Source organism: Pseudomonas sp. FG98 (assembly GCF_057808595.1).
The window spans coordinates 112,281-135,640 of the sequence record NZ_JBMDIJ010000010.1 but is presented as its reverse complement, the minus strand read 5'-3'; the positions used below and the strand labels follow the sequence as shown (position 1 = coordinate 135,640).

The window sequence follows — 23,360 nt, the reverse complement described above, 5'->3', positions numbered from 1 at the left end:
GACCTCTGTGGGAGCTGGCTTGCCAGCGATGCTCTTGGAACTGATTGAACAGCAGGACCAGAAATGACCGATTTCCTGATTGTCGGTGCCGGCATCCTCGGCCTTTCCCACGCCTATGCCGCCGCCCGCCGCGGCCTGCGGGTCAAGGTCTTCGAACGCAGCGCCACCCCGCTCGGCGCCTCGGTGCGCAACTTCGGCCAGGCGCTGATCAGCGGCCAGCCGCCGGGCAGCATGCTCGACCTGGCCCGCGCCAGCCGCCCGCTGTGGGCGCACTGGGCGGAAAACGCCGGCTTCGCCATCAAGCGCAACGGCTCGCTGCTGCTGGCGCGCAACGACCTCGAGCGCGACCTGCTGGAAGCCTTCTGCTCGGGCCGCGCGGTGGAGCACGGCTATCCCGCGCGCCTGCTCGAAGGCGGCGAACTGCGCGACCTCTACAACGGCCGCTTCAGCCACCACCGCGCCGCCTTGCACGGGCTCGACGACCAGCAGGTGTTCTCCCGCGAAGCTTTGCCCAGCTTGATCAACTGGCTGCACGAGCGACTGGGCGTCGAGTTCCATTTCTCCACCCTGGTGCGCGGTATCGAGCCGGGTCACCTGGACACCACGGCGGGCCGCTTCAGCGGCAAGCAGATCGTGGTCTGCTCCGGCCACGACTACCAGACCCTGCTGGCCGAACCCATCGCCGTGCTGAAGCCGCAGGTCTGCCGCCTGCAAATGCTTCGCGCCCGCCCGCGTTTCGACCTCGACCTGCAACATGCCCTGCTCACCGGCCTGAGCTGCCTGCACTACGGCGCCTACGCCGATCTGCCCGAGGCCCAGGTGCTGCGCGAGCGGGTCGAGGCGCGCAGCCCGCATCTGCTGCAACACGGCATCCACCTGCTGATCAGCCCCACGCCTTACGGAGAGCTGATCATCGGCGACTCCCACAGCTACGGCAGCGATGCCTCGCCGTTCAATGTCGAGCAGGTGGACAACTGGATGATCGAACTGGCCGAGCACACCCTGGGCGGGCGTATCGAGGTGGTCGAGCGCTGGCAGGGCGTGTATGGTTCGGGCGGGCCGGTGCCGTTCTCGTTGTTGTCGGTAGCGGACGGGATCAGTGCCGCGCTGATGCACACCGGGGTCGGCATGAGCGTCGGGCCGGCGCTGGCCGAGCGGCATGTGGGGCAGTTGCTGGGCGAAGCCTCCTGAGCACGCCGGAGCAGGTCTCCAGGGCCTCATCGCCGGCAATGCCGGCTCCCACAGGGTTCTTGGTCAGCCACAGTATCTGTGATCGACGCGGTCTCTGTGGGAGCTGGCATTGCCAGCGATGAGGCCCTCAAGAACAACCTAGATCTCTTGCACAAGCGCCTCGATCTGTTCCAGCCGCTCGGCCTGACTCAACCTGGCCCCCGGATTCAGCGAAGACCACTGCGGATGCGCCCGCGCCTTGCCCAGCGCCGCCGGCAGCTTGCCTTCGCGCCAGCTCTGGTCCGGCGGTGGGGCCAGCCTGATCCGGTTGACCGCCGCATGCCCCCGGCTGTCCAGCGCCTGCAGCAGTTGCTTCTGCCGCACCGCCAGCAAACGCAGCACGGCATCGTCGACGGTCAGTTCCTGCTGTCCCTTCAACTTGCCCAGCAAACGTGAGCCGTAACTGCGCGCCGTCCCCAGCGCGCCGCCGGCAATCGCCCCGGCCAGTGCAGCGACCCCAAGGGTCAGCCCACCCACCGCCAGGTCGATCCCGGCCCCCGCTGCCGCACCCGCCACGGCTCCGCCGCCGAGCTTGATGCCCAGTTGCTTCAGGGTTTCCGGGTTGAACAGGTCATCGCCCCAGCGCCCATCGAGCAAGGGCAGGTCCTCGGCGTTGGCATCCTCGCGGCGGAAGGCATAGAGCTTGAGCAGCGCTTCGACGCAACGCTGTTCACGCTGGCGAATGACACTGCGCAACTCGGCGACGGCCGCAGCTTCCTCGTTCGCCTTGGCCACCACGCTGCGTCGGCAGGCGGCGCAGTCCATCAGCAGCTCGGCGATCAGGCGCTTGCCGCTGTGCTGGCGGACCTGTCGCTGTGCCTGCTGGTCGTCGATCAGCCGCTGCAGGGCCGGACGGGCGTTTTCCAGCATCAGGGCGAGGCTTTCGTAGAGACGCCGCTCGCCATCTTCCGGCGGCGCCACGCTGTCGAAACGCACCAGCGCATGCAAGCCGAGGCGGGCCAAGGCCTCGCGCCAGTCCGGCTCGCGGTGATTGCTGCTGGCCACGAAGTTGAGCACCGGCAGCAGCGGCTTGCCGCAGCCAGCAAGCACTTCCAGCTCATCGCGGTACTTGGCCAGCACCGGCTCGCGGGCGTCAATCACGTAGAGCCCGGCGTCGCTGGCCATCAGTTGGCGCACCACCTTGGCCTCCTGCTCGAAGCGCTGGCGCGCCTCGCTGCTCTGCAGAAAACGTTCCAGCCGCGCCGGGCCGTCGAGCCGCTCGCCCGGGCGCTCCAGGCGTTCGAGGTAGTCGAGCAGGGCGATGGCGTCTTCCAGGCCGGGGGTGTCATAGAGCTCCAGCAAGGGCTGGCCATCCACCGACAGGCGCGCGCCCTCGACATGGCGGGTGGTGCTGGGGCGATGGGACACCTCGCCGAAACCGACATCCCGGGTCAGGGTGCGCAGCAGCGAGGTCTTGCCGACATTGGTGTGGCCGACCACGGCCAGTTTCAGGGCGTCAGTCATGGCCATGCTCCAGCCAGCTCATCGGGGAGGTGTCGGCATAGGGCAGGCCCAACTGGTCCAGGGCCTGATGCCAGTCGCCCAGACGCTGGGCATCCAGCGCCTGGCCCGGTGGTGGCAGCATCAGCCAGATTCGCGTGGCTGCGGCACTGCGCGCCAGTTCGGCAAGCAGCGCCAGGCTGCCACGGTCCGGGGAGCGTTGCGGGTCGCAGGCGATGGCCAGCCGCGCGGGCGGGAAGTGGCTGAGCTGGTCGAGCAGGCGGCGGCGCGACTCGCGGCTGTCGAGCACGCCAGCGTCGGTAACCGAGGCCGGCAGGGCGGGCGGCCAGGGGCGCTGGTCATCCAGCTCCAGGCCCACCAGCAGGGCGCCTTCATGCTGGACATCGTCCTGGCTGCGCTGGATCTGCGGCAGTTGCTCGAGGGCGGCATCGTTGACCCCGAGGCGTTCGCTGCTGGGCATCAGGGCTTCGCGCAGGCTGCTGAAACCGGGGAGCTTGAGGTCCGGCGCCAGGCGCGCGCGGCCCTGGCGCCAGCGCCACAGGCACAGCGCCGCGAGGATCAGGCGCGGCAGGATGCCGTAGACCACCAGCACTCCCAGCAGCCAGCCGGCCCAGGCCTGGCGGCTGAGGTCCAGCGCTGGCAGGCTGTCGCCGCTGGCGCGGATCATCGCCACGTCCGGGCTGCTGAAACCAAGCAGCGAGGGCAGGGCGCCGAGGGCCTGGGTCAGGCCGACGAAGGTCTCGGGCTGGAGCAGGGTGGTTTCCCAGACGAAGCCATAGCGCCGGGTCGACAGCAGCATCAGCAACACCACCAGCGCGCTACCCAGGGCCAGCAGCCACAGGCCATGGACCAGCGTACCGAGCAGCCAGCGGGTCAGGCGCTGGCGTTGCAGCAGCACCAGCAAGGCGGGGGCGAGATGAGCGGCCTTGGCATCGCGGGCGAATTTTTCGCTGAGCCACAGCCACAGGCGCCCGAGGCTGGCGCCCTGGTCGCCGGCCAGGGCAAAGCCGGCGCCCCAGCCCAGCAGCAACAGCAGGTTCAGCCCGAGCAGGCTGCCCAGGGCCCAGAACACATTGACCGGGCGTTGTCCGTCACCGAGGGCGGCGAAGGCCAGGCCGGCGCCGCTGGTCACGGCCAGTATCAACAGCACCAACAAGGCCAGGCGTGCGCCGCGCTTGTAGTGCTCCAGCGCCTGGCGCAGGCCAGCGCGTTCGGCCAGCCACAGCGCACGGGTCTCGATGCGCTGTGCCAGGTCGCCGCCCTGCTGGCGGGCGCGGCGGTTGGCTTCCTGGTCGTCGAGCGGGCCGGTGTGTTCTTCGCGCAGGCGCACCGCTTCGGTCAGCCAGCGTTTGTCCAGATCGGTCAGTCCAGTCACGTACAGCTTCCTTGAACCATTCACCGGGGAAGCATAACCCAGGCGTCCTTTGCTATTCTCGCCGCCATGAAAACACCACTCCCCCTCAGCCTGATCGTGGCTCTCGCCGAGAACCGCGTCATCGGCCTCGACAACCGCATGCCCTGGCACCTGCCGGGGGACTTCAAGTACTTCAAGGCCACCACCCTGGGCAAGCCGATCATCATGGGTCGCAAGACCTGGGATTCGCTGGGCCGCCCGCTGCCGGGTCGCCTGAACCTGGTGGTCAGCCGCCAGCCGGGCCTGCACCTGGAGGGCGCCGAAGTGTTCGCTTCGCTGGAAGATGCCATCGTCCGCGCCGAACAATGGGCGCGGGAGCAGGGCGTCGACGAGCTGATGCTGATCGGCGGCGCGCAGTTGTACGCGCAGGGCCTGGAGAAGGGGCTGGTGGATCGCCTGTACCTGACCCGGGTGGAGATGAACCCGGAAGGGGATGCCTGGTTTCCCGAGGTGGACGAGAGCGTCTGGAAGAAGGTGTCCAGCCAGCAGGCGCCGGAGGAGGAAGGCAAGCCGGTGTATCACTTCGAGGTGTGGGAAAGGCATTGAGAGCAAGGGGCGCGTTGCGCCCCTTGTCGCCAATGCGAGCTACCTGACCTCCGGCGCAGGGTCGATGTGCAGCGAGAGCACGTAGCGGCCATCCAGCCCCGGCGCACTGTCTTCGATCCTGTGTAACCAGAACGTCGTCAAGTTATTGCCCGCCTGCCATAGGGAGAGCGAGGAGTAGTCGCTCTGCTGCAAATGCTCACGCCACTGGGCAGTATCGGAAATGGGCGGCTGTGCCTTGGGCAGGAACGGTACCCAGCCACGCTTGCGCATCTGCTCCTGCAGCGCCGTGGCGGTCGCGATGGCCTTGTCGAGGCTCATGGACGTTTCGGCCAGGAATACGCCAATGGTTTTTACGTGCCCTTCTTCGTTGAGGAACACCAGAACCTTCCAGGCAGGCCCAGTCACGAAGCCATATTGGGGATCGAGCAGGCGCAGGCTTGCGTTGGTGCGGGCGAGCAGGATCCGATCGGAATCCGGGGTTGTGGTGAATTCGACAGCCGATCGCTGAAGCGTGTTGCTCCAGGGCTCCCCGATTGCAATCTCTATCTCGGGCGCCTTCGGCCAGAAACAGGCACTGCCCGCGAGCAGCAGCACGATCAGTAAACCCGTATACAAGACTTTTGACTTCATCTCTTTCATTGGCGCGCGTCAGTTGAAAGCGCGCAACTTTGAAGGAAGATTTGGCTTGGGTATGTCGGGAAAATCTGGGCGTTCTGTGGGAAAACTGGACGTTTCGGACTGGGCAATGGGCCGCGAGGCGGCCCCAAAAGCCTCAGGAATGACTCAACTGCACTTGTTCATCCGCATTGAGCAGCGTCTTGTCGGTCTGTCCCATCAGTTGACTGGTAATGGTCCCTGCTGTCATCGAACCACTGACATTCAGCGCCGTGCGGCCCATGTCGATCAGCGGCTCCACCGAAATCAGCAACGCCACCAGCTCCACCGGCAAGCCCATGGCCGGCAGGACGATCAGCGCGGCGAAGGTCGCGCCACCACCGACCCCGGCCACCCCGGCCGAGCTCAGGGTCACCACCGCCACCAAGGTAGCGATCCACAGCGGATCCAGCGGATCGATACCCACCGCCGGCGCCACCATCACCGCCAGCATCGCCGGGTAGAGCCCGGCGCAGCCGTTCTGGCCGATGGTCGCGCCGAACGATGCGGCAAAGCTGGCGATCGCCTGCGGTACACCAAGACGCCGGGTCTGCGCCTCGATGCTCAGCGGGATGCTGGCGGCGCTGGAGCGGCTGGTGAAGGCGAAGGTCAGCACCGGCCAGACCTTGCGCAGGAAGCGCAGCGGGTTGACCCCGGCCAGCCCGAGCAGCAGGCCATGCACGCCGAACATCAGCGCCAGGCCGATATAGGACACCACCACGAAACTGCCCAGCTTGATGATGTCGTCGAGGTTGGAGCTGGCGACCACCTTGCTCATCAGCGCCAGCACGCCATAGGGCGTGAGCTTCATCACCAGGCGCACCAGGCGGGTGACCCAGGCTTGCAGGGTGTCGATGGCGGCCAGGGCGCGATTGCCCTTTTCGGCATCGTCCTTGAGCAGTTGCAGGGCCGCGACGCCAAGGAAGGCAGCGAAGATCACCACGCTGATGATCGAGGTCGGCTTGGCCCGGGCCAGGTCGCCCACCGGGTTGCTCGGCAGGAACGACAGCAGCAGTTGCGGGATATTCAGGTCGGCGACCTTGCCCGCGTAATCGCTCTGGATGGTCGCCAGGCGCGAGGCTTCCTGGGTGCCGGCCACCAGGCCTTCGGCGCTGAGGCCGAACAGGTTGGTCAGGACGATGCCGATCAACGCGGCGATGGCCGTGGTGAACAGCAGGATGCCGATGGTCAGCACGCTGATCCGGCCCAGGGATGCGGCGTTGTGCAGGCGCGCCACGGCGGACAGGATCGAGACGAAGATCAGCGGCATGACGATCATCTGCAGCAACTGCACGTAGCCGATGCCGACCAGGTCGAGCCAGCCGATGGTGGCCTTGAGCACCGGGTGGCCGGCGCCGTAGAGCGAGTGCAGGGCGGTGCCGAACAGCACGCCGAGGATCAGGCCGACCAGCACCTTCTTCGCCAGGCTCCAGCCCGGATTGAGTTTGGCCAGGCCCAGCAGCAATGCCAGGAACACCAGCAGGTTGAGAAACAGCGGCAGGTTCATTGAGGCTCCAGAAAAAACAACACAACCGCCTCTGTGGGCGGTTGCTGAATCGAAAATGCTAACAGTCTGAAAACAAACGAATTTATATCGATATGGAATTAGCTATGTCGTTTTTGGAATAACCGATAGTCGTTTCCAGGTATGTGCCTGCCGTTCCGGGCCAGGGTCGGCGTCGCTGTCAGAGCGCAGCGGCCAGGGCCGAATGCTTAGGGTTAGGTGTTCATCCATCAGGAGAACCGCCCATGACGTTCGCTCCGAAATGCCTCGCCGCCGGACTGGCCCTGCTGCTTAGCTGGCAAGTCCAGGCCGTGGAACTGAAACACTGGCCCGCCGAGGCTGCCAAGCAGCTCGACGCGATGATCGCCGCCAATGCCCACAAGGGTAACTACGCGGTGTTCGACATGGACAACACCAGCTACCGCTTCGACCTTGAGGAGTCGCTGCTGCCCTTCCTGGAAAACAAGGGCGTGCTGACACGCGACAAACTCGACCCGTCGCTCAAGCTGATGCCGTTCAAGGACACGGCCGAGCACAAGGAAAGCCTGTTCAGCTACTACTACCGTCTGTGCGAAGTCGACGACATGGTCTGCTACCCCTGGGTCGCGCAGGTGTTCTCCGGCTTCACCCTCAAGGAACTCAAGGGCTATGTCGACGAACTGATGGCCTCGGGCAAGCCGGTGCCGAGCACCTACTTCGACGGCGACCAGGTCAAGACCATCGAGGTGCAGCCGCCCAAGGTCTTCACCGGGCAGACCGAGCTGTACAACAAGCTGATGGAGAACGGCATCGAGGTCTATGTGATGACCGCTGCCTCGGAAGAACTGGTACGCATGGTCGCTTCCGATCCCAAGTACGGCTACAACGTCAAGCCGCAGAACGTCATCGGCGTCAGCCTGCTGCTCAAGGACCGCGCCAGCGGCGCCCTGACCACCGCACGCAAGCAGATCAGCGCCGGCAAGTACGACCCCGCCGCCAACCTCGGGCTGGAACTGACCCCTTACCTGTGGACCCCGGCAACCTGGATGGCCGGCAAGCAGGCGGCCATCCTCACCTACATCGATGAATGGAAAAAACCGGTGCTGGTGGGCGGCGACACACCGACCAGCGACGGCTACATGTTGTTCCACAGTGTCGATGTCGACAAAGGCGGGATTCACCTGTGGATCAACCGCAAGGCCAAGTACATGGACCAGATCAACGGCATGATGGCCAAGCATGCGGCGGCCCAGGCCAAGGAAGGGCTGCCGGTGACGGCGGACAAGAACTGGGTGGTGGTGACGCCAGAAGAAATCCAGTAGGTCTTGATGGCCCTATCGCTGCATGGGTATCTGCACATTTTTTCGGACTGATCTGTCGAGGCTGGTGGCCTCATCGCCGGCAACGCCGGCTCCCACAGGTTCCGGGCCAGCCACATGATCCAGGTCCGACACAGAAACCTGTGGGAGCTGGCATTGCCAGCGATAGGGTCCTCACGAGCAACACAAAACAATACCAATTGCGAATAACTCTTATCCTCTGCTAGCGTGCGCATCCTCCCGACCCCGCTCACCAGGAAGTGCCCGTGTCTTCGTGGAATACGCAGATCGCCCGCTTGTTCGCCGAGCAGAAGAAAGCCCTGGAAGCCTTTGTCGCGCGGCGCACCGGCAATAGCCAGGTGGCTGCCGATCTGACCCAGGAGTCGTTCCTGCGCCTGGCGCGGCTGCCCGCCGACAAGCAGGTGGACAACCTGCCGGCCTTTCTCTTCACCATCGCCAGCAACCTGGTGCGCGATCATCAGCGCCAGGCGATCCGCCGCGAGCGCCTGGACGGCGGCGAACCCAGCGAAGACCTGCCGTGCAGCGCTCCCGGCGCCGAGGAACAACTGGCCAGCCAACAGGAACAGCACCTGATGCAGGCCGCCATCGCGGCTTTACCCGAGGCGACCCGGCATATCTTCCTGCTCTATCATGTCGACGATTTGTCCTACCGGGAGATCGGCGAACGCCTGCAGATCACCCCGCGCAGCGTCGAGTACCAGTTGCGCCGCGCCCTGGTGGACTGTCGGGCCTTTATCAAGGCTCGCTTGCTCAACGACACGCCGGGGGCACGATGAACCAGCCCTCCGTCGCCATGGATAACCGCATGACCCACCCCGACATCCCCGATGCCGATGCGCTGTTCGACGAGGCCAGCGGTTGGTACTACCGCCTGCAGGCCGAGGACGTGACGGCCCGGGAACGGGAGGATTTCGCCGCCTGGCTGGCGCTCGGCCCCGGCCAGGCCCAGGCCTGGGAGGAGGTGCTGGCTTTGCTCGGCGCCTTGCGCGAGCCGGCCCGGCAACTGCGCGAGAGCGAACGGGCACGCTGGCGCAAACCGAGGCAGCGGGTCTGGGCCACTGCTGCCGCGATCCTGCTGGCGCTGGGGCTGTTCACCCTGGCCAGTCCCTGGCCCGATCGCTGGCGTGCGGACTACGCTACGGCGACAGGCGAAGCGCGGAGCCTGAGCCTGGCCGACGGTTCGAAGGTCGAGCTGAACACCGACACGGCCATCACCCTCGATCTCGGCCAGAACGAGCGCCGCGTACGGCTGTTGCGTGGCGAGGCCTGGTTCGAGGTCAGCGCCGATGCCGCGCGGCCATTCGTGATTCGCTCCGGCGAGGGCTGGGTCAAGGTGGTGGGCACCCGGTTCAGCGTGTCGCGCGAGGGTGACCAGACCCGGGTGCGGGTCGCTCAGGGCAAGGTCCAGGTCAGTGCCGGTGGCGAGCAGACGGTGCTGCTGGAGCCCGGCAATGGCGTCGACTATCACGATGATCGGCTGGGGGCGGTCAGCACCTTTGATGGTGCCGCCGAATTCGCCTGGCGCCAGCGTCAGCTGGTATTCCGCCAGCAACCGCTGGCCGAGGTGGTGGACCAGTTGAACCGTTATTGGCCGGGTCAGACCCTGGTCCTCGGCGACGCCCTGCGCCAGCGCAAGGTCTCCGGTGTGTTTGAAATCGACAAACCGGACGCCGTGCTCAAGGCGCTCACCCACACCCTGGGTCTGAGCGCCGAGCAATACACCCCGTACCTGCGGGTGTTGCGCGAAGGCTGAAGAAAAAACTTTCAGAAAGTTTCAGGGTTTCCCGCAACCCCGTCGTCCTTGATCTCGTAGGCGCAAATAACAAGCACTCTCAGATAGTGCAGCGCCGTTCGACGACTTTGACGATTTGGGGGAGCACCAGCGATGTCACACACCACCACCCGCCGGCACCTGCCGACGCTGCTGAGCCTGGCGATTGCCATGGGCGGCGGCACCTTCGCCCTGCCAAGCCTGGCCGCTGGCGAGGCCCAGGCCCAGGTCCAGCGCTTCGACATTCCGGCGCAGTCCCTCGATGGCGCGCTGGCGGCGTTCAGCGCGGTGACCCGGGTGCAGGTGCTGGTGACTGCGGAGCTCACCCAGGGCCTGCGTTCGCCGGGACTCAACGGCAGTTATCCACAGAACCAGGCGCTGGCCCGACTGCTCGCCGGTACCGGACTGTCCGCCCGCTACATCGACAGCGACAGCGTGACCCTGGAAAAGCGCAGCGGCGCTGACGAGACCCTGCAACTCGGCGCCACCCGCATCGACTCCAGCCTGCTCGGTGCCACCACCGAAGGCAGCCGTTCCTACACCACCGGCGCGATGACCATTGGCAAGGGCGAACAGAAGCTCAAGGACATCCCGCAGTCGGTCTCGGTGGTGACGCGCCAGCGCATGGATGACCAGAACATGAACAACCTGCAGGACGCCATGCGCCAGGTCACCGGGGTCACCATCAAGAGCTACAACTCCGGCTCCAGCCTGAATGACGTGTACATGCGCGGCTTCCTGGTGGACCAGGTGCAGGTCGACGGCGTTTCGCAATCCACTGGCCAGGGCGACCTGGCCACCAGCTTCGACCTGGCCATGTACGACCGCGTCGAGGTGCTGCGCGGTCCCAGTGGCCTGTACCAGGGCTCGGGCGAACCCGGCGGGACCATCAACGTGGTGCGCAAGCGGGCCCTCGGCACCTTTGGCCTGAACGGCGAGATCTCGGCGGGCTCGTGGGACAACTACCACTCCAGCATCGACGTCACCGGCCCGCTCAACAGCGACGGCAGCCTGCGCGGACGCTTGGTCACCGCCTACGAAGACAATCAGTCCTGGGTCGACTACGCGAAGAACGAGCGACCGATGATCTACGGCCGCCTGGAGTACGACATTACCCCGTCCACCACCTTGTCGCTGGGCGGCACCTATCAGAAAAACCGGTCCACACCGGCCTTCGGCCTACCGGCCTACGCCGACGGCAAGCTGTTGGATGTGAACCGCTCCACCTTCGTCGACGCCAAGTGGAACGAACTGGACGAGCGGGTCTGGGAAGGCTTCGCCGAAGTCGACCACGCCCTGGACAACGGCGGCCAGTTCAAGACCTCGCTGACCTACCGTGACGCCGAGACGCCGACCCGCAACTTCACCTGGTCCGACGACTCGGTGGACCCCGCCACCGGCGACAGCTGGGCGGTGGCCTGGTCCTACTACACCCATATCAAGAGCCTCGGCCTGGACAGCTTCGTCACCCTGCCGGTGGAAGCCTTCGGCCGGACCCACGAGGTCACCGCCGGTGTCGAGTACCAGCACCTGAACAAGGACTTCACCTACGGCGGGGGCGAGTACTTTCCGATCAACGTCTTCGAGCCGGGCAGCATCGACATTCCCAAGCGCGAGTTCGACATGAACTACGGCACCTGGTCCACCTCGCGCCAGTACGGGGTCTATGGCCGCACCAAGATTGCCGCCACCGACGAACTGGACGTGATCCTCGGCAGCCGGGTGACCTGGTTCGAAAGCGAAGGCAAGAACGCCAACGCCTACTTCTCCCAGTTCAAACCGACCGAGACCGACATCAACCGCAAGTTCATCCCCTATGGCGCGCTGGTCTACAAGCTGACCCCGGAGCTGTCGGCCTACGGCAGCTACACCAAGGTCTTCAAGCCGCAGACCGACGTCAATGCCAGTGGCGAGGTCATTGCCCCGCGCGAAGGCGAGCAGTATGCACTGGGGCTCAAGCGCGAGTTCTTCGATGGCCGCCTGAATGGCAGCGTGGCGATGTTCCGCATCTACGACGAGAACCGTGCCGAACTGGTTTCCGGCGGCCAGTACTATCGGGCCCAGGGCAAGGTGCGCAGCCAGGGCTGGGAAACCGAGCTGAGCGGCAACATCACCGACAACTGGAGCGTGGTCACCGGTTACGCCTACACCATGACCAAGGCCCTGACCGGCGCCGATGACGGCACCACCTTCAGCACCATCACGCCGAAGCACAACCTCAACTTCTGGACCGCCTACGAATTCACCGACGGCCCGCTTCAGGACTTCAGCGTCGGGGGCGGCGTGCGTGCGGTGAGTGCGACCTACTACCGCCGCAACGTCGACTTCGAGCAGGGCGGCTACGCCATTACCACGGCGCAGATCGGCTACAAGATCAACAAGCATCTGTCGCTGAAGCTGACCGGCAACAACCTGTTCGATCGCAAGTACTACGAGCGAGTGGACAGCCCGTGGGGCTCGAACTTCTATGGCGAGCCGCGCAACTTCACCTTCACTGTTCGGGCCAGTTACTGAGTTGAGGCCCTGATCGCTGGCAAGCCAGCTCCCACAGTGTCCGCGGTGTTGCCGAACCCTGTGGGAGCTGGCTTGCCAGCGATGAGGTCTTTGAAACCAACAAAGAGCTTCCATAAAAAACCGGCACCCAAGGGCGCCGGTTTTTTCATTCAGCAGGCCAACTCACAGCCCGTCAAGCAACGCCTTGTTGCGCACCGCACCCTTGTCGGCGCTGGTCGCCAGCAGGGCGTAGGCCTTCAGCGCGGTGGTCACCTTGCGTGGACGCTGCTCCACCGGTTTCCAGCCCTTCTGGTCCTGAACGACGCGACGTGCCGCCAGCTCTTCATCGCTGACCAGCAGGTTGATCGAGCGGTTGGGGATGTCGATCAGCACCTTGTCGCCGTCCTGCACCAGGCCGATGGCGCCGCCGGCTGCCGCTTCCGGCGAGGCGTGGCCGATGGACAGGCCCGAGGTACCGCCGGAGAAACGGCCGTCGGTCAGCAGGGCGCAGGCCTTGCCCAGGCCTTTGGACTTCAGGTACGAGGTCGGGTAGAGCATTTCCTGCATGCCCGGCCCGCCTTTCGGACCTTCGTAGCGAATGATGACGATATCGCCTTCCTTCACTTCGTCGGCGAGGATGCCGCGCACCGCGCTGTCCTGGCTTTCGAAGATCTTGGCGTTGCCTTCGAAGACGTGGATCGACTCGTCGACACCGGCGGTCTTCACCACGCAACCGTCGAGGGCGATGTTGCCGTACAGCACGGCCAGGCCGCCTTCCTGCGAGTAGGCGTGCTCGACGCTGCGGATGCAGCCGTTTTCACGGTCGTCGTCCACGGTGTCCCAGCGGGTCGACTGGCTGAACGCGGTCTGGGTCGGGATGCCTGCCGGGCCGGCCTTGAAGAAGTGGTGCACCGCTTCGTCGTCGGTCTGGGTGATGTCCCACTTGGCGATGGCTTCTTCCAGGCTCGGCGAGTGCACGGTCGGCACGTCGGTGTGCAGCAGGCCGCCACGGGCCAGCTCGCCGAGGATGCTGATGATGCCACCGGCGCGATGGACGTCTTCCATGTGGTACTTCTGGATGTTCGGCGCCACCTTGCACAGCTGCGGCACCTTGCGCGACAGGCGATCGATGTCGCGCAGGTCGAAGGCCAGCTCGGCCTCCTGGGCGGCGGCCAGCAGGTGCAGGATGGTGTTGGTCGAACCGCCCATGGCGATGTCGAGGGTCATGGCGTTCTCGAACGCCTTGAAGCTGGCGATGTTGCGCGGCAGGACATTGGCGTCGTTGTCCTGATAGTAGCGCTTGCACAGTTCGACGATGGTGCGGCCGGCGGTGAGGAACAGCTGCTCGCGGTCGGCGTGGGTGGCCAGGGTCGAGCCGTTGCCCGGCAGGGACAGGCCCAGGGCTTCGGTCAGGCAGTTCATCGAGTTGGCGGTGAACATGCCGGAGCAGGACCCGCAGGTCGGGCAGGCGCTGCGCTCGTACTCGGCGACCTTCTCGTCGCTGGCGCTGGAGTCGGCGGCGATGACCATGGCGTCGACCAGGTCCAGGCCGTGGCTGGCCAGCTTGGTCTTGCCGGCTTCCATCGGGCCGCCGGACACGAAGATCACCGGGATGTTCAGGCGCAGGGCGGCCATCAGCATGCCAGGGGTGATCTTGTCGCAGTTGGAGATGCAGACGATGGCGTCGGCGCAGTGGGCGTTGACCATGTACTCGACGGAGTCGGCGATGATTTCGCGGCTCGGCAGCGAATACAGCATGCCGTCATGACCCATGGCAATGCCGTCATCCACCGCGATGGTGTTGAATTCCTTGGCCACGCCACCGGCGCGTTCGACTTCGCGGGCGACCAGCTGGCCCAGGTCCTTCAGGTGCACGTGGCCCGGGACGAACTGGGTGAAGGAGTTGGCGATGGCGATGATCGGCTTCTTGAAATCCTCGTCCTTCATGCCGGTGGCACGCCACAGCGCGCGGGCACCGGCCATGTTGCGGCCGTGGGTGGACGTTTTGGAACGGTAATCAGGCATGAAGCACTCCTGGCGGCTAATCAGGTAACAAAAAGGGGAGTGAGCTTCTCTTGTCCTTGGTACCGGAAGGCAGGTGGCCGCTGGTACGGATGAGGCCGAAGACGTCGCGGGATCGCCGCACGCTTGGCCAGAGCTCATAAACCCGCCGGGGGATGACTGGCGATGAATAGGCCGATTCTACACCGCTGGCGTGCGGAAGGAATGGCGCAATGGACAGTTGGCGCCTGCTGGCATGAATTTGCCGACGGGCTCGCTTTCCGCGAACTAGAGCGCTACCGTGGGCGCCGTCGTTGTCATGACGAACTTTTTCATGGAGGAAATATGGTCCACCCAGCCGATGTGCCCGCCAGCAGCGTGCTGCGCATGCTCTCCACCACGGCCTGGTTCTTCGACTGCTTCGCCCGCCGCGTCACCCCGGAACAGGGCCTGACCGCGCTCGATGCCTACCAGCGCATGAGCCGCGCGGTACCGGACTGGATCAACCAGGCGCTGCGGGTCCGCGACCTGATGGTGCGGCCTTTCGGGCTCAAGCCGGTGGCCGGTTTCAACCTGCGCGAGCAGCAGACCCCGCGGGTCGGCGACCAGCTGGATTTCTTCCAGGTCGCGGCGGTGACTGACCGGGAGCTGGTGCTGACCCTCAAGGACAGTCACCTCGACGTGATGATTTCCGTGCACCTGGACCCGAACAACCAGCTCAGCCTGACCTCCATCGTCGAGCCGCATAACCTGCTGGGGCGGATGTACATGCGCTTGATCGCGCCGTTTCATCGACGGGTGGTGAAGGCGATGTTGGGAGGATTGTAGGCGCTACCGTCCCTCTTGAAAGATACCTCTGGACACATCTTTTGCATTAGTGCTTCCATGCACCCAGAGGTATGTTCTGCCTTCGCTCGCGAAGGAGAAGCGAAGGTGCAAAGCAGACAACTGATCAAGGAGCTTGAAGCCGCCGGATGGGTTTTGAAGCGCATCACTGGAAGTCATCATATTTTCAAACACCCGGATAATCCGAACCTGATACCCGTGCCCCACCCGAAAAAGGACTTGCCGTTAGGTACGGTAAAAAGCATCAGGCAGCGAGCCGGGCTCCGTTGATCAAGTCTGCATCCGAGCAGGAGACAACCATGCAATACCCTATTTGCATCGAGTGGGGCGATGAGAAAACCGCTACCGGTATCCAGATCCCTGATATTCCCGGCGCCGTCACAGCGGGTGATTCTTTTGAAGAAGCCTATGCCGCCGCAGTCGAGGTCGCGCACATCCTGCTGCAAGAGATCGCCGGAAGCGGCCAGCCCATTCCTCTGCCTACCAGTATCGCGAACCATCGGGGCAATCCCGACTTCGAAGAGATGGGGTGGGGCATGCTGGAGATCGACATCACTCCATATTTGGGCAAGACCGAAAAAGTGAATGTGACCTTGCCTGGTTTTGTCATTCAGCAGATCGACCGCTATGTGCGCGATCACAATGTGAAAAGCCGGTCATCCTTCCTTGCGGATGCGGCGATGGAGAAACTGGGGCGCTAAAAAGAATGAACCCATAAAAAATCCCGGCACCAGGCCGGGATTTTTCATTCAAGCGCCTATCAGCTGTTCGGCAACAACCGGCAAGTGATGCTCTTGATATAGCGGGTTTCCGGAATCGCCGGATGCACCGGGTGGTCCGGGCCCTGGCCGCCGCGCTCCAGCAGTTGGATATTGCGGTCCAGGTGGCGGGCGCTGGTGAGCAGGATGTTCTGCAGGTCGTCTTCCGGCAGGTGCATGGAGCACGAGGCGCTGACCAGAATGCCGTCCTTGGTGAGCAGGCGCATGGCTTGCTCGTTCAGGCGGCGGTAGGCCGCTTCGCCGTTCTTCAGGTCTTTCTTGCGTTTGATGAAGGCGGGCGGGTCGGCGACGATCACGTCGAAGCGCTCTTCGGCAGCCTTCAGTTCGCGCAGGGCGGCGAACACGTCACCTTCGATGCAGGTGACCTTTTCGGCGAAGCCGTTCAGCGTGGCGTTGCGCTCGACGCCATCCAGGGCGAAGCCCGAGGCATCGACGCAGAACACTTCGCTGGCGCCGAAGGCACCGGCCTGCACGCCCCAGCCACCGATGTAGCTGAACAGATCGAGCACGCGCTTGCCCTTGACGTACGGCGCCAGGCGCGCGCGGTTCATGCGGTGGTCGTAGAACCAGCCGGTCTTCTGGCCTTCCATCACCGGCGCTTCGAACCTGACGCCGTTCTCTTCCAGGGCGACCCACTCCGGCACTTCGCCGTAGGCGGTTTCGATGTAACGCTCCAGGCCTTCGGCATCACGGGCCGAGGAGTCGTTCTTGAACAGGATGCCGCTCGGCTTGAGCACCTGGATCAGTGCGGCCAGGACGTCGTCGCGGTGGCGTTCCATGGTCGGCGAGGCGAGCTGGACCACCAGGATGTCGCCGAAGCGGTCGACCACCAGGCCCGGCAGCAGGTCGGAGTCGCCGTAGACCAGGCGGTAGAACGGCTTGTCGAACAGGCGCTCGCGCAGCGACAGGGCGACGTTCAGGCGGTGCACCAGCAGGGACTTGTCCAGCGCCAGCTTGACGTCGCGCGACAGCAGGCGGGCGCAGATCAGGTTGTTCGGGCTCAGGGCGACGATGCCCAGGGCCTTGCCCCCAGCGGCTTCCAGCACCGCCTGGTCACCGGCCTTGAAACCGTGCAGCGGAGTGGCGGCGACGTCGATCTCGTTGCTGTAGACCCACAGGTGGCCGGCGCGCAAGCGGCGATCGGCATTGGCTTTGAGACGAAGGCTGGGCAGGGACATGACGTCGCTCCGGGAAAAAAGAGCGGGAGTATACCGTGTCGCCTGCATCGGGGGCCTGTCGTCGCGACAAATTGCAGGGCAAAGGGCCGTCATTTACTCAACCGATCAGGTTAGAATCGCCCGTCAGCCCCGAGTGTGAACTTATGATCCAGGAACTCACCGCCGAACAGATCCAGCAAGCCCTGCAAGGCATCAGCGTGCCGCCCCAGCCGCAGATCATGGTCGACCTGCAGATGGAGCAGTACATGCCCGATCCCGACCTGGAGGTGATCGCCAAGCTGATCTCCCAGGATCCGGGGCTGTCCGGTTCGTTGCTGAAGATCGTCAACTCGGCGCATTACGGGCTGACCAACAAGATCGCCTCGATCCAGCGCGCGGTGAATCTGCTGGGCAGCCGCTCGATCATCAACCTGATCAACGCGCAGTCGATCAAGGGCGAGATGAGCGATGAAACCATCGTCACCCTCAACCGCTTCTGGGACACCGCCCAGGATGTGGCCATGACCTGCCTGACCCTGGCCAAGCGCTTCGGCACCCAGGCGGTGGACGAAGCCTATGCCCTGGGACTGTTCCACGATTGCGGCGTGCCGCTGATGCTCAAGCGCTTCCCCGACTACATGAGCGTGCTGGAAGACGCCTACGCCAGCGCCGGCGAGCGGCAGCGCGTGGTCGATACGGAAAACCAGGTGTTCAACACCAACCATGCGGTGGTCGGCTATTACACCGCCAAGTCGTGGCGCCTGCCGGAGCATGTCAGCACGGCCATCGCCAACCACCACAATGCCCTGGCGGTATTCACCGACGAGTCGCCGCAGACCGCACCGCTGAAGAACCTGCTGGCGATCCTGAAGATGGCCGAGCATATCTGCGCCTCGTACCGGGTGCTCGGCAACCAGGGCGTCGACCACGAATGGAATACCGTCGGGCACCTGGTGCTGGACTATATCGGCCTGTCGGAATACGACTTCGACAACGTCAAGCAAAACATCCAGGAACTGGGTAGCCACTGATTCATGCCTGAACTGCCAGAAGTCGAAACCACCCGCCGGGGCATCGCCCCTCATCTTGAAGGCCAGCGCGTCAGCCGCGTGATCGTGCGCGACCGGCGCCTGCGCTGGCCGATCCCCGAAGACCTCGACGTGCGCCTGTCCGGGCAGCGCTTCGTGTCGGTGGAGCGCCGCGCCAAGTACCTGTTGCTGAATGCCGAGGTGGGGACGTTGATCAGCCACCTGGGTATGTCCGGCAACCTGCGCCTGGTGCCAATCGGCTTGCCGGCGGAAAAGCATGAACACGTGGATATCGAGCTGGAGTCCGGCCTGGCGCTGCGCTACACCGATCCACGGCGCTTCGGCGCGATGTTGTGGAGCCAGGCGCCGCTGGAGCATGAGCTGCTGGTCAAGCTCGGGCCGGAGCCGCTGACCGACCTGTTCGATGGCGAGCGTTTGTTCCAGCTGTCCCGTGGGCGTTCGATGGCGGTCAAGCCGTTCATCATGGACAACGCGGTGGTGGTGGGCGTGGGCAATATCTATGCGACCGAGGCGTTGTTTGCGGCGGGGATCGATCCACGGCGCGAGGCCGGGAGCATTTCGCGGGCGCGGTATCTGCGCCTGACCATCGAGATCAAGCGGGTCCTGGCGGCGGCGATCGAGCGGGGCGGTACCACGTTGCGCGACTTTATCGGCGGCGATGGCCAGCCGGGGTATTTCCAGCAGGAGCTGTTCGTCTATGGGCGGGGCGGGGAGCCGTGCAAGGTGTGTGGCTCGACCTTGCGGGATGTGAAGCTGGGGCAGCGGGCCAGTGTGTTCTGTCCCAAGTGCCAGAAGTAGGGGGGCTTCGCTGAATTTACTGGCCTCATCGCTGGCAAGCCAGCTCCCACAAGGTTCGGCGGTGCACCTCGGGACTTTGTGGGAGCTGGCTTGCCAGCGATGAGGGCGTCAGGGATTCATCACTTCTGAACGGCCGACGCCTCTGGGGTCACTGGCCCCTTCCAGCCGCCCATCCTGCTTGTCCCAGAACAGCACCTGCTGATTCCCGTAACTGCGCCCCACATCCTTCAGGCTGTACCCACGCTCGCGCAGTTCCTCCATCTCGGCCGCACTGAACGCTCCCGGCTCATGCTCCACCACATCCGGCAGGTACTGGTGGTGATAGCGCGGCACCGCCGGCCAGGTGTCCACCGGCCGGCCATCGAGGTACTCCAGTATCGACAGCAGCACCATGCTCGGAATCCGGCTGCCGCCCGGCGTGCCGAAGGCGGCGAACTGCGTGGGGCTTTCGATAAAGCTCGGGCTCATGCTCGACAACGGCCGCTTGCCCGCCGCCACCGCATTGGCCTGGCTGCCCGCCAGCCCGTAGCTGTTGCTGCCTTGAGGGTCGGCAGCGAAATCGTCCATTTCGTTGTTCAGCACCACGCCGGTGCCGACCGGAGTAAAGGCGGCGCCGAACGGCAGGTTGACCGACAGGGTCGCCGCCACCGCATTGCCGTCGGCATCGATCACCGCGAAGTGGGTGGTGTGATCGCCTTCGCGCCACGGTGGCGACGGCGGCAGGCTGGCGCTGGGCGTAGCGGCGTGGATATCGATGCTGTCGGCCAGGCTGACCAGATGCTGGCGCGAAAGCAGTTGCGGGATGGGGTTATCCACATGGTCGGGATCGCCCAGCAGGCCGCGATCGCGGTAGGCGCGGCGCAGCACTTCCAGCACATAGTGGGCGCGCTGGACCTTGTCGGCGCTTTGCCAGGGCAGGCGTTGCAGCATGGCCAGGCTCTGGGCGATGGCCACGCCGCCGGCGGAAGGCGGTGGGGCGCTGATCAGTTCGCGCTGGTCGGCGAGGCGATAGCGCAGCGGTTCGCGCTCGGCGACGCGATAGCCGGCCAGGTCGTCCAGGCTCCAGATCCCGCCTGCCGCGTTCACTTCCTTGACCAGCCCTGCGGCTACCGGCCCGCGATAGAAACCATCGCGGCCCTGATCGGCCAGGTGTTGCAGGGTCTTTGCCAGCTCCGGTTGGCGAATCAGCGTGCCGGGCGCGGGGACTTCACCTTGGACGAGGAACAACCGGGCGGTTTCCGCGTCGTCGCGCATGGCCGCCAGGCGCAGTTGCGCACGGTCGCGGTAGATGCGGTCGACGCTGAAACCCTGGTTGGCCAGGCGGATTGCCGGGGCCAGGGTGCTTTTCAATGGCAGCTTGCCGTAACGCGCAGCCAGTTCGTCCAGCGCCGCCGGCAGGCCGGGAATCGCCGCGGCCAGCGGGCCATTGATCGACAGGCCGGGCTGCACCTTGCCGTCCTTCAGGTACATGTCCGCCGTCGCCTTGCCGGGCGCTTTCTCGCGGGCATCGATGAAGTGGTAGCTGGCCGGCTCGCCGGGCTGGCGCAGGAGGAAGAAGCCACCGCCGCCGAGCCCCGAGCCATAGGGCTCGACCACGGCCAGGGCAGCGCTCACGGCGATCGCCGCGTCGAAGGCGTTGCCGCCTTGCTGGAGGATTTCCCGCGCCGCGGCGGTCGCTTGGGGGTGAGGTGTGGCGATCGCTGCGTGACCCGGGCCATCGGCCAGGGCCACAACACTGCACAGCGCCAGGCTGGCGCCAAGAACGAGGGAGCGAAGCGCAGCGACGCCGGTCATCAGGCCTTGCCGGTAATACGGCGGTACTTGGCCATCAGCTCGTCTTCGGTTTCCGGATGGGCTTCATCCAGGGGGATGCAGTCGACCGGGCAGACCTGCTGGCACTGCGGTTCGTCATAGTGGCCAACGCACTGGGTGCACAGGTTCGGGTCGATCACGTAGATCTCTTCGCCCTGGGAGATGGCGGCGTTCGGACACTCGGGTTCGCAGACGTCGCAGTTGATGCAATCGTCGGTGATGATCAGGGACATGGGGACTCCGGCCAGGAACCTTTGCCCTGGCAATTGAAAACCAATGGGCGCAATTGTGCCGTATTAGCGCCCGCAGTGCACGCGGGCGCGGGTTTCAGGCCGGAGTTGAGATTACTTCTTGAATCGCTCGGTCAGCGCGTCGGCCACCGCTGGGTGGACGAATTTGGTGATATCGCCGCCCAGGGCCGCGATCTCGCGCACCAGGGTCGAGGAAATGAACGAGTAACGCTCGGAAGGGGTGAGGAACAGGCTCTCGACGTCGGGCGCCAGTTGCCGGTTCATGTTGGCCAACTGGAACTCGTACTCGAAGTCCGACACCGCGCGCAGGCCGCGCAGGAAGACATTGGCCTGCTGCTCCTTGGCGAAGTGCGCCAGCAGCGTGGAGAAGCCGAGGACCTCGACGTTGGGCAGGTGCTTGGTCACTTCCCGCGCCAGTTCGACCCGTTGTTCCAGGGGGAACAGCGGATTTTTCTTGGGGCTGGCGGCAACCGCGATGATCACGTGATCGAACAGACGCGAGGCGCGTTCGACCAGATCGCCATGGCCCTTGGTAATAGGGTCGAAAGTACCCGGGTACAACACTCGGTTCATCGCGTCGTCCTGGCAGGAGTGCGTTAGGGACTCGGATGGTAGCGCAGCCGATGCGCCCCGGCCAAGTCGCCATCATCGGCCAAAGGCACTATGGACAAGGCCGCCGGACTGGTTCTGCAGGCGTTCACCGAGCAACTGGCTGAGCCGCGCGCTGATGGCGTACACCGATAATTGCGGGTTGGCGCCGATGCTGGTGGGGAACAGCGAACCGTCGTGGATCGACAGGTTTTCCAGACGGTGATGCCGGCCGAGGCTGTCGCAGACGCTCTGTTCCGGGTCTTTGCCCATGGCGCAGCCACCCATCACATGGGCGCTGCCCAGGCGCGTGAGGAACGGTTCGAGGCTGAGTGCGTCGATCATGTCCCGTGCTTCGGCAAGGCTGCGGGCAGGGCGGCTAGCGGCATGCAGGGGCAGAACGCTTTCTGCACCGGCGGCAAACTGAATTTCCGCCATGCTGTGAAATGCCCGGCGCACACCCTCCCAGGCGTAGGCCGACACCGGGTAGTCCAGCACCGGCGAGCCATCGTCGCGCAATTCCACGCTGCCGCCACGGCTATCCGGGTGAAAGCCGTCGCGCAGCAGGGCCAGCATCACGTGGGTATGGGGCAGGTCGGCCATGCGCAGGGCGTTGTCCTCGCCGAAGCCGCCGAGCAGGGTGGCGGCCAGGGCCGGGTGCAGCGGCGGTACCTCCAGCTTGTAGCCCATGGGGCCACTGACGCCGTTGCGCCATTGGAAGTGGTCGCTGTAGATCGATTGCGGCGCGCCATAGAACGGGTTGACCGGCTCGGCGAAGCGCGCGGCGCTGAAGTTGACCAGGTGCAGGAAGGTGCGTTTGCCCACGTGCCCCTGCGGGTCCGGCACCTTCGAACGCAGCAGCAGGGCCGGGCTGTTGATGCCGCCGCCGGCCAGCACGTAGTGTCGCGCGCGGACGCGGATGCGGCGACCGGTCGGCGCCACGCAGTGTTTGTCCATGGCCACGCAATGCAGCTCGCCAATGCGCTGCCCGTCGTGCTCCAGACGCTCGGCGCGGGCCAGGTAGAGCAGTTCGCCGCCTTGTTCCAGGGCCGCCGGAATGCTGGTCACCAGCATCGATTGCTTGGCGTTCACCGGGCAGCCCATGCCGCAATAGCCGAGGTTCCAGCACCCGCGGACATTGCGCGGGATCACCTTCCAGTCCAGTCCCAGGGCCTCGCAGCCGCGGCGCAGCACATCATTGTTGGCATTGGGCGGCAGTTGCCATGGGGCGATGCCCAGGCGTTGCTCCATGCGTTCGAACCAGGGTGCGAGATCTTCCACGCCGTGACCTTCGACCCCGTGCTCTTTGGCCCAGTGACGCAGGGTCGGCTCCGGGGTACGGAAGCTGGAGGTCCAGTTGATCAGCGTGGTGCCACCTACGGCGCGGCCCTGGAGGATGGTGATGGCGCCGTCCTTGCTCAGGCGGCCGATGCCTTCCTGGTAGAGGCTGGCGTAGGCCTCGTTTTCCAGCATTTTGAAGTCGCTGCTGGTCTTCAGCGGACCTTCTTCGATCAGCAGCACGCGGAAGCCGGCAGCGCTGAGGATTTCCGCACTGGTGGCACCTCCGGCGCCGCTGCCGATGATGGCGATATCGGTTTCCAGGCTCAGGTCCTGGTCCAGGGTCGAGGCGTCGCGGGCTTTCCAGCCGCGGGCGAGGCCGTCGCGAAACAGGTCGGGTACGGGCATG

21 protein-coding genes are annotated in these 23,360 nt (G+C 64.9%); 11 read left to right on the top strand and 10 right to left on the bottom strand.

The features are described from left to right. The first annotated feature begins 63 nt into the window (after window positions 1-63). A complete protein-coding gene (locus ACODSK_RS10175) occupies window positions 64-1,191 on the top strand; it encodes a TIGR03364 family FAD-dependent oxidoreductase (RefSeq protein WP_489015799.1) in 1,128 nt (375 codons plus the stop codon). Between the two features lie 138 nt (window positions 1,192-1,329). On the opposite strand, the gene ACODSK_RS10170 is transcribed toward ACODSK_RS10175, so the two are convergent. Together ACODSK_RS10170 and ACODSK_RS10165 are read right to left on the bottom strand one after the other, a co-directional pair. Further along, a complete protein-coding gene (locus ACODSK_RS10170; RefSeq protein ID WP_489015798.1) occupies window positions 1,330-2,694 on the bottom strand; it encodes a GTPase/DUF3482 domain-containing protein in 1,365 nt (454 codons plus the stop codon). Beyond that, complete coding sequence (locus ACODSK_RS10165) at window positions 2,687-4,066, bottom strand: DUF2868 domain-containing protein (RefSeq protein ID WP_489015796.1); 1,380 nt, start codon at window positions 4,064-4,066, stop codon at window positions 2,687-2,689. The genes ACODSK_RS10170 and ACODSK_RS10165 overlap by 8 nt, the downstream gene beginning before the upstream one ends. Window positions 4,067-4,132: 66 nt before the next feature. Here ACODSK_RS10165 and ACODSK_RS10160 point away from each other — a divergent pair, with 66 nt between their 5' ends. After that, the gene (locus tag ACODSK_RS10160; protein WP_489015795.1) at window positions 4,133-4,651 is read left to right on the top strand and encodes a dihydrofolate reductase; all 519 of its coding nucleotides are present in this window, start codon (window positions 4,133-4,135) and stop codon (window positions 4,649-4,651) included. 39 nt (window positions 4,652-4,690) lie between these two features. Here the strand turns inward: ACODSK_RS10160 and ACODSK_RS10155 are convergent, their stop codons facing one another. Both ACODSK_RS10155 and ACODSK_RS10150 read right to left on the bottom strand, forming a co-directional pair. Continuing rightward, window positions 4,691-5,290 carry a hypothetical protein gene (locus ACODSK_RS10155; protein ID WP_489015793.1) on the bottom strand — a complete coding sequence of 200 codons (600 nt, stop codon included), beginning with the start codon at window positions 5,288-5,290 and terminating at the stop codon, window positions 4,691-4,693. A 133-nt stretch (window positions 5,291-5,423) separates the two neighbouring features. Further along, complete coding sequence (locus tag ACODSK_RS10150) at window positions 5,424-6,812, bottom strand: L-cystine transporter (RefSeq protein WP_489015791.1); 1,389 nt, start codon at window positions 6,810-6,812, stop codon at window positions 5,424-5,426. A gap of 242 nt (window positions 6,813-7,054) precedes the next feature. Between ACODSK_RS10150 and ACODSK_RS10145 the strand changes: the two genes are divergently transcribed. The 4 genes from ACODSK_RS10145 to ACODSK_RS10130 all read left to right on the top strand — a co-directional run bounded on the left by ACODSK_RS10145 (window position 7,055) and on the right by ACODSK_RS10130 (window position 12,413). Continuing rightward, window positions 7,055-8,110, top strand: coding sequence for an HAD family hydrolase (locus tag ACODSK_RS10145; protein WP_489015790.1), 1,056 nt, complete (start codon window positions 7,055-7,057; stop codon window positions 8,108-8,110). A gap of 263 nt (window positions 8,111-8,373) precedes the next feature. Further along, on the top strand, window positions 8,374-8,904 hold the full coding sequence (locus ACODSK_RS10140) for an RNA polymerase sigma factor (RefSeq protein WP_489015789.1): 531 nt from the start codon (window positions 8,374-8,376) through the stop codon (window positions 8,902-8,904). Then, on the top strand, window positions 8,901-9,881 hold the full coding sequence (locus ACODSK_RS10135) for a FecR family protein (protein ID WP_489015788.1): 981 nt from the start codon (window positions 8,901-8,903) through the stop codon (window positions 9,879-9,881). Before ACODSK_RS10140 ends, ACODSK_RS10135 begins: the two co-directional genes overlap by 4 nt. Window positions 9,882-10,013: 132 nt before the next feature. Further along, window positions 10,014-12,413 (top strand): TonB-dependent siderophore receptor, encoded by a 2,400-nt coding sequence (locus ACODSK_RS10130; RefSeq protein WP_489015787.1) that lies wholly within the window; start codon window positions 10,014-10,016, stop codon window positions 12,411-12,413. Between the two features lie 162 nt (window positions 12,414-12,575). Here ACODSK_RS10130 and ilvD read toward each other — a convergent pair whose 3' ends face one another. Continuing rightward, a complete protein-coding gene (gene ilvD, locus ACODSK_RS10125) occupies window positions 12,576-14,417 on the bottom strand; it encodes a dihydroxy-acid dehydratase (protein WP_489015786.1) in 1,842 nt (613 codons plus the stop codon). A gap of 321 nt (window positions 14,418-14,738) precedes the next feature. Between ilvD and ACODSK_RS10120 the strand changes: the two genes are divergently transcribed. From ACODSK_RS10120 to ACODSK_RS10110, 3 genes are all read left to right on the top strand, one after another. Next, complete coding sequence (locus ACODSK_RS10120; protein WP_489015785.1) at window positions 14,739-15,221, top strand: DUF2867 domain-containing protein; 483 nt, start codon at window positions 14,739-14,741, stop codon at window positions 15,219-15,221. 105 nt (window positions 15,222-15,326) lie between these two features. After that, the gene (locus tag ACODSK_RS10115) at window positions 15,327-15,509 is read left to right on the top strand and encodes a type II toxin-antitoxin system HicA family toxin (RefSeq protein WP_489015784.1); all 183 of its coding nucleotides are present in this window, start codon (window positions 15,327-15,329) and stop codon (window positions 15,507-15,509) included. Between the two features lie 29 nt (window positions 15,510-15,538). Continuing rightward, window positions 15,539-15,940, top strand: coding sequence for a type II toxin-antitoxin system HicB family antitoxin (locus ACODSK_RS10110; RefSeq protein ID WP_489015783.1), 402 nt, complete (start codon window positions 15,539-15,541; stop codon window positions 15,938-15,940). Between the two features lie 59 nt (window positions 15,941-15,999). Here the strand turns inward: ACODSK_RS10110 and ACODSK_RS10105 are convergent, their stop codons facing one another. Beyond that, entirely contained in the window at window positions 16,000-17,196 is a 1,197-nt protein-coding gene (locus ACODSK_RS10105; protein WP_489015782.1) for a class I SAM-dependent rRNA methyltransferase, read from the bottom strand. A gap of 197 nt (window positions 17,197-17,393) precedes the next feature. Here ACODSK_RS10105 and ACODSK_RS10100 point away from each other — a divergent pair, with 197 nt between their 5' ends. Next, window positions 17,394-18,206 carry an HDOD domain-containing protein gene (locus tag ACODSK_RS10100; RefSeq protein WP_489015813.1) on the top strand — a complete coding sequence of 271 codons (813 nt, stop codon included), beginning with the start codon at window positions 17,394-17,396 and terminating at the stop codon, window positions 18,204-18,206. 3 nt (window positions 18,207-18,209) lie between these two features. Beyond that, the gene (gene mutM / locus ACODSK_RS10095; RefSeq protein ID WP_489015781.1) at window positions 18,210-19,022 is read left to right on the top strand and encodes a bifunctional DNA-formamidopyrimidine glycosylase/DNA-(apurinic or apyrimidinic site) lyase; all 813 of its coding nucleotides are present in this window, start codon (window positions 18,210-18,212) and stop codon (window positions 19,020-19,022) included. A gap of 108 nt (window positions 19,023-19,130) precedes the next feature. Here mutM and ggt read toward each other — a convergent pair whose 3' ends face one another. From ggt to ACODSK_RS10075, 4 genes are all read right to left on the bottom strand, one after another. Next, entirely contained in the window at window positions 19,131-20,816 is a 1,686-nt protein-coding gene (gene ggt / locus ACODSK_RS10090) for a gamma-glutamyltransferase (protein ID WP_489015779.1), read from the bottom strand. Beyond that, window positions 20,816-21,067, bottom strand: coding sequence for a YfhL family 4Fe-4S dicluster ferredoxin (locus ACODSK_RS10085; RefSeq protein WP_011531711.1), 252 nt, complete (start codon window positions 21,065-21,067; stop codon window positions 20,816-20,818). Before ACODSK_RS10085 ends, ggt begins: the two co-directional genes overlap by 1 nt. Before the next feature lie 111 nt (window positions 21,068-21,178). Continuing rightward, entirely contained in the window at window positions 21,179-21,658 is a 480-nt protein-coding gene (gene coaD / locus ACODSK_RS10080; protein WP_476744891.1) for a pantetheine-phosphate adenylyltransferase, read from the bottom strand. A gap of 72 nt (window positions 21,659-21,730) precedes the next feature. After that, window positions 21,731-23,359: a GMC family oxidoreductase gene (locus tag ACODSK_RS10075; RefSeq protein ID WP_489015777.1), complete on the bottom strand. Its 1,629-nt coding sequence runs from the start codon at window positions 23,357-23,359 to the stop codon at window positions 21,731-21,733. Window position 23,360: the final 1 nt, after the last annotated feature.

Coding starts and splice junctions, on each gene's coding strand:
- ACODSK_RS10175 (WP_489015799.1), top strand. CDS start 64: ATGACCGATTTCCTGATTGTCGGTGCCGGCATCCTCGGCCTTTCCCAC.
- ACODSK_RS10170 (WP_489015798.1), bottom strand. CDS start 2,694: ATGACTGACGCCCTGAAACTGGCCGTGGTCGGCCACACCAATGTCGGC.
- ACODSK_RS10160 (WP_489015795.1), top strand. CDS start 4,133: ATGAAAACACCACTCCCCCTCAGCCTGATCGTGGCTCTCGCCGAGAAC.
- ACODSK_RS10155 (WP_489015793.1), bottom strand. CDS start 5,290: ATGAAAGAGATGAAGTCAAAAGTCTTGTATACGGGTTTACTGATCGTG.
- ACODSK_RS10150 (WP_489015791.1), bottom strand. CDS start 6,812: ATGAACCTGCCGCTGTTTCTCAACCTGCTGGTGTTCCTGGCATTGCTG.
- ACODSK_RS10145 (WP_489015790.1), top strand. CDS start 7,055: ATGACGTTCGCTCCGAAATGCCTCGCCGCCGGACTGGCCCTGCTGCTT.
- ACODSK_RS10135 (WP_489015788.1), top strand. CDS start 8,901: ATGAACCAGCCCTCCGTCGCCATGGATAACCGCATGACCCACCCCGAC.
- ACODSK_RS10130 (WP_489015787.1), top strand. CDS start 10,014: ATGTCACACACCACCACCCGCCGGCACCTGCCGACGCTGCTGAGCCTG.
- ilvD (WP_489015786.1), bottom strand. CDS start 14,417: ATGCCTGATTACCGTTCCAAAACGTCCACCCACGGCCGCAACATGGCC.
- ACODSK_RS10120 (WP_489015785.1), top strand. CDS start 14,739: ATGGTCCACCCAGCCGATGTGCCCGCCAGCAGCGTGCTGCGCATGCTC.
- ACODSK_RS10110 (WP_489015783.1), top strand. CDS start 15,539: ATGCAATACCCTATTTGCATCGAGTGGGGCGATGAGAAAACCGCTACC.
- ACODSK_RS10105 (WP_489015782.1), bottom strand. CDS start 17,196: ATGTCCCTGCCCAGCCTTCGTCTCAAAGCCAATGCCGATCGCCGCTTG.
- mutM (WP_489015781.1), top strand. CDS start 18,210: ATGCCTGAACTGCCAGAAGTCGAAACCACCCGCCGGGGCATCGCCCCT.
- ggt (WP_489015779.1), bottom strand. CDS start 20,816: ATGACCGGCGTCGCTGCGCTTCGCTCCCTCGTTCTTGGCGCCAGCCTG.
- ACODSK_RS10085 (WP_011531711.1), bottom strand. CDS start 21,067: ATGTCCCTGATCATCACCGACGATTGCATCAACTGCGACGTCTGCGAA.
- coaD (WP_476744891.1), bottom strand. CDS start 21,658: ATGAACCGAGTGTTGTACCCGGGTACTTTCGACCCTATTACCAAGGGC.
- ACODSK_RS10075 (WP_489015777.1), bottom strand. CDS start 23,359: ATGCCCGTACCCGACCTGTTTCGCGACGGCCTCGCCCGCGGCTGGAAA.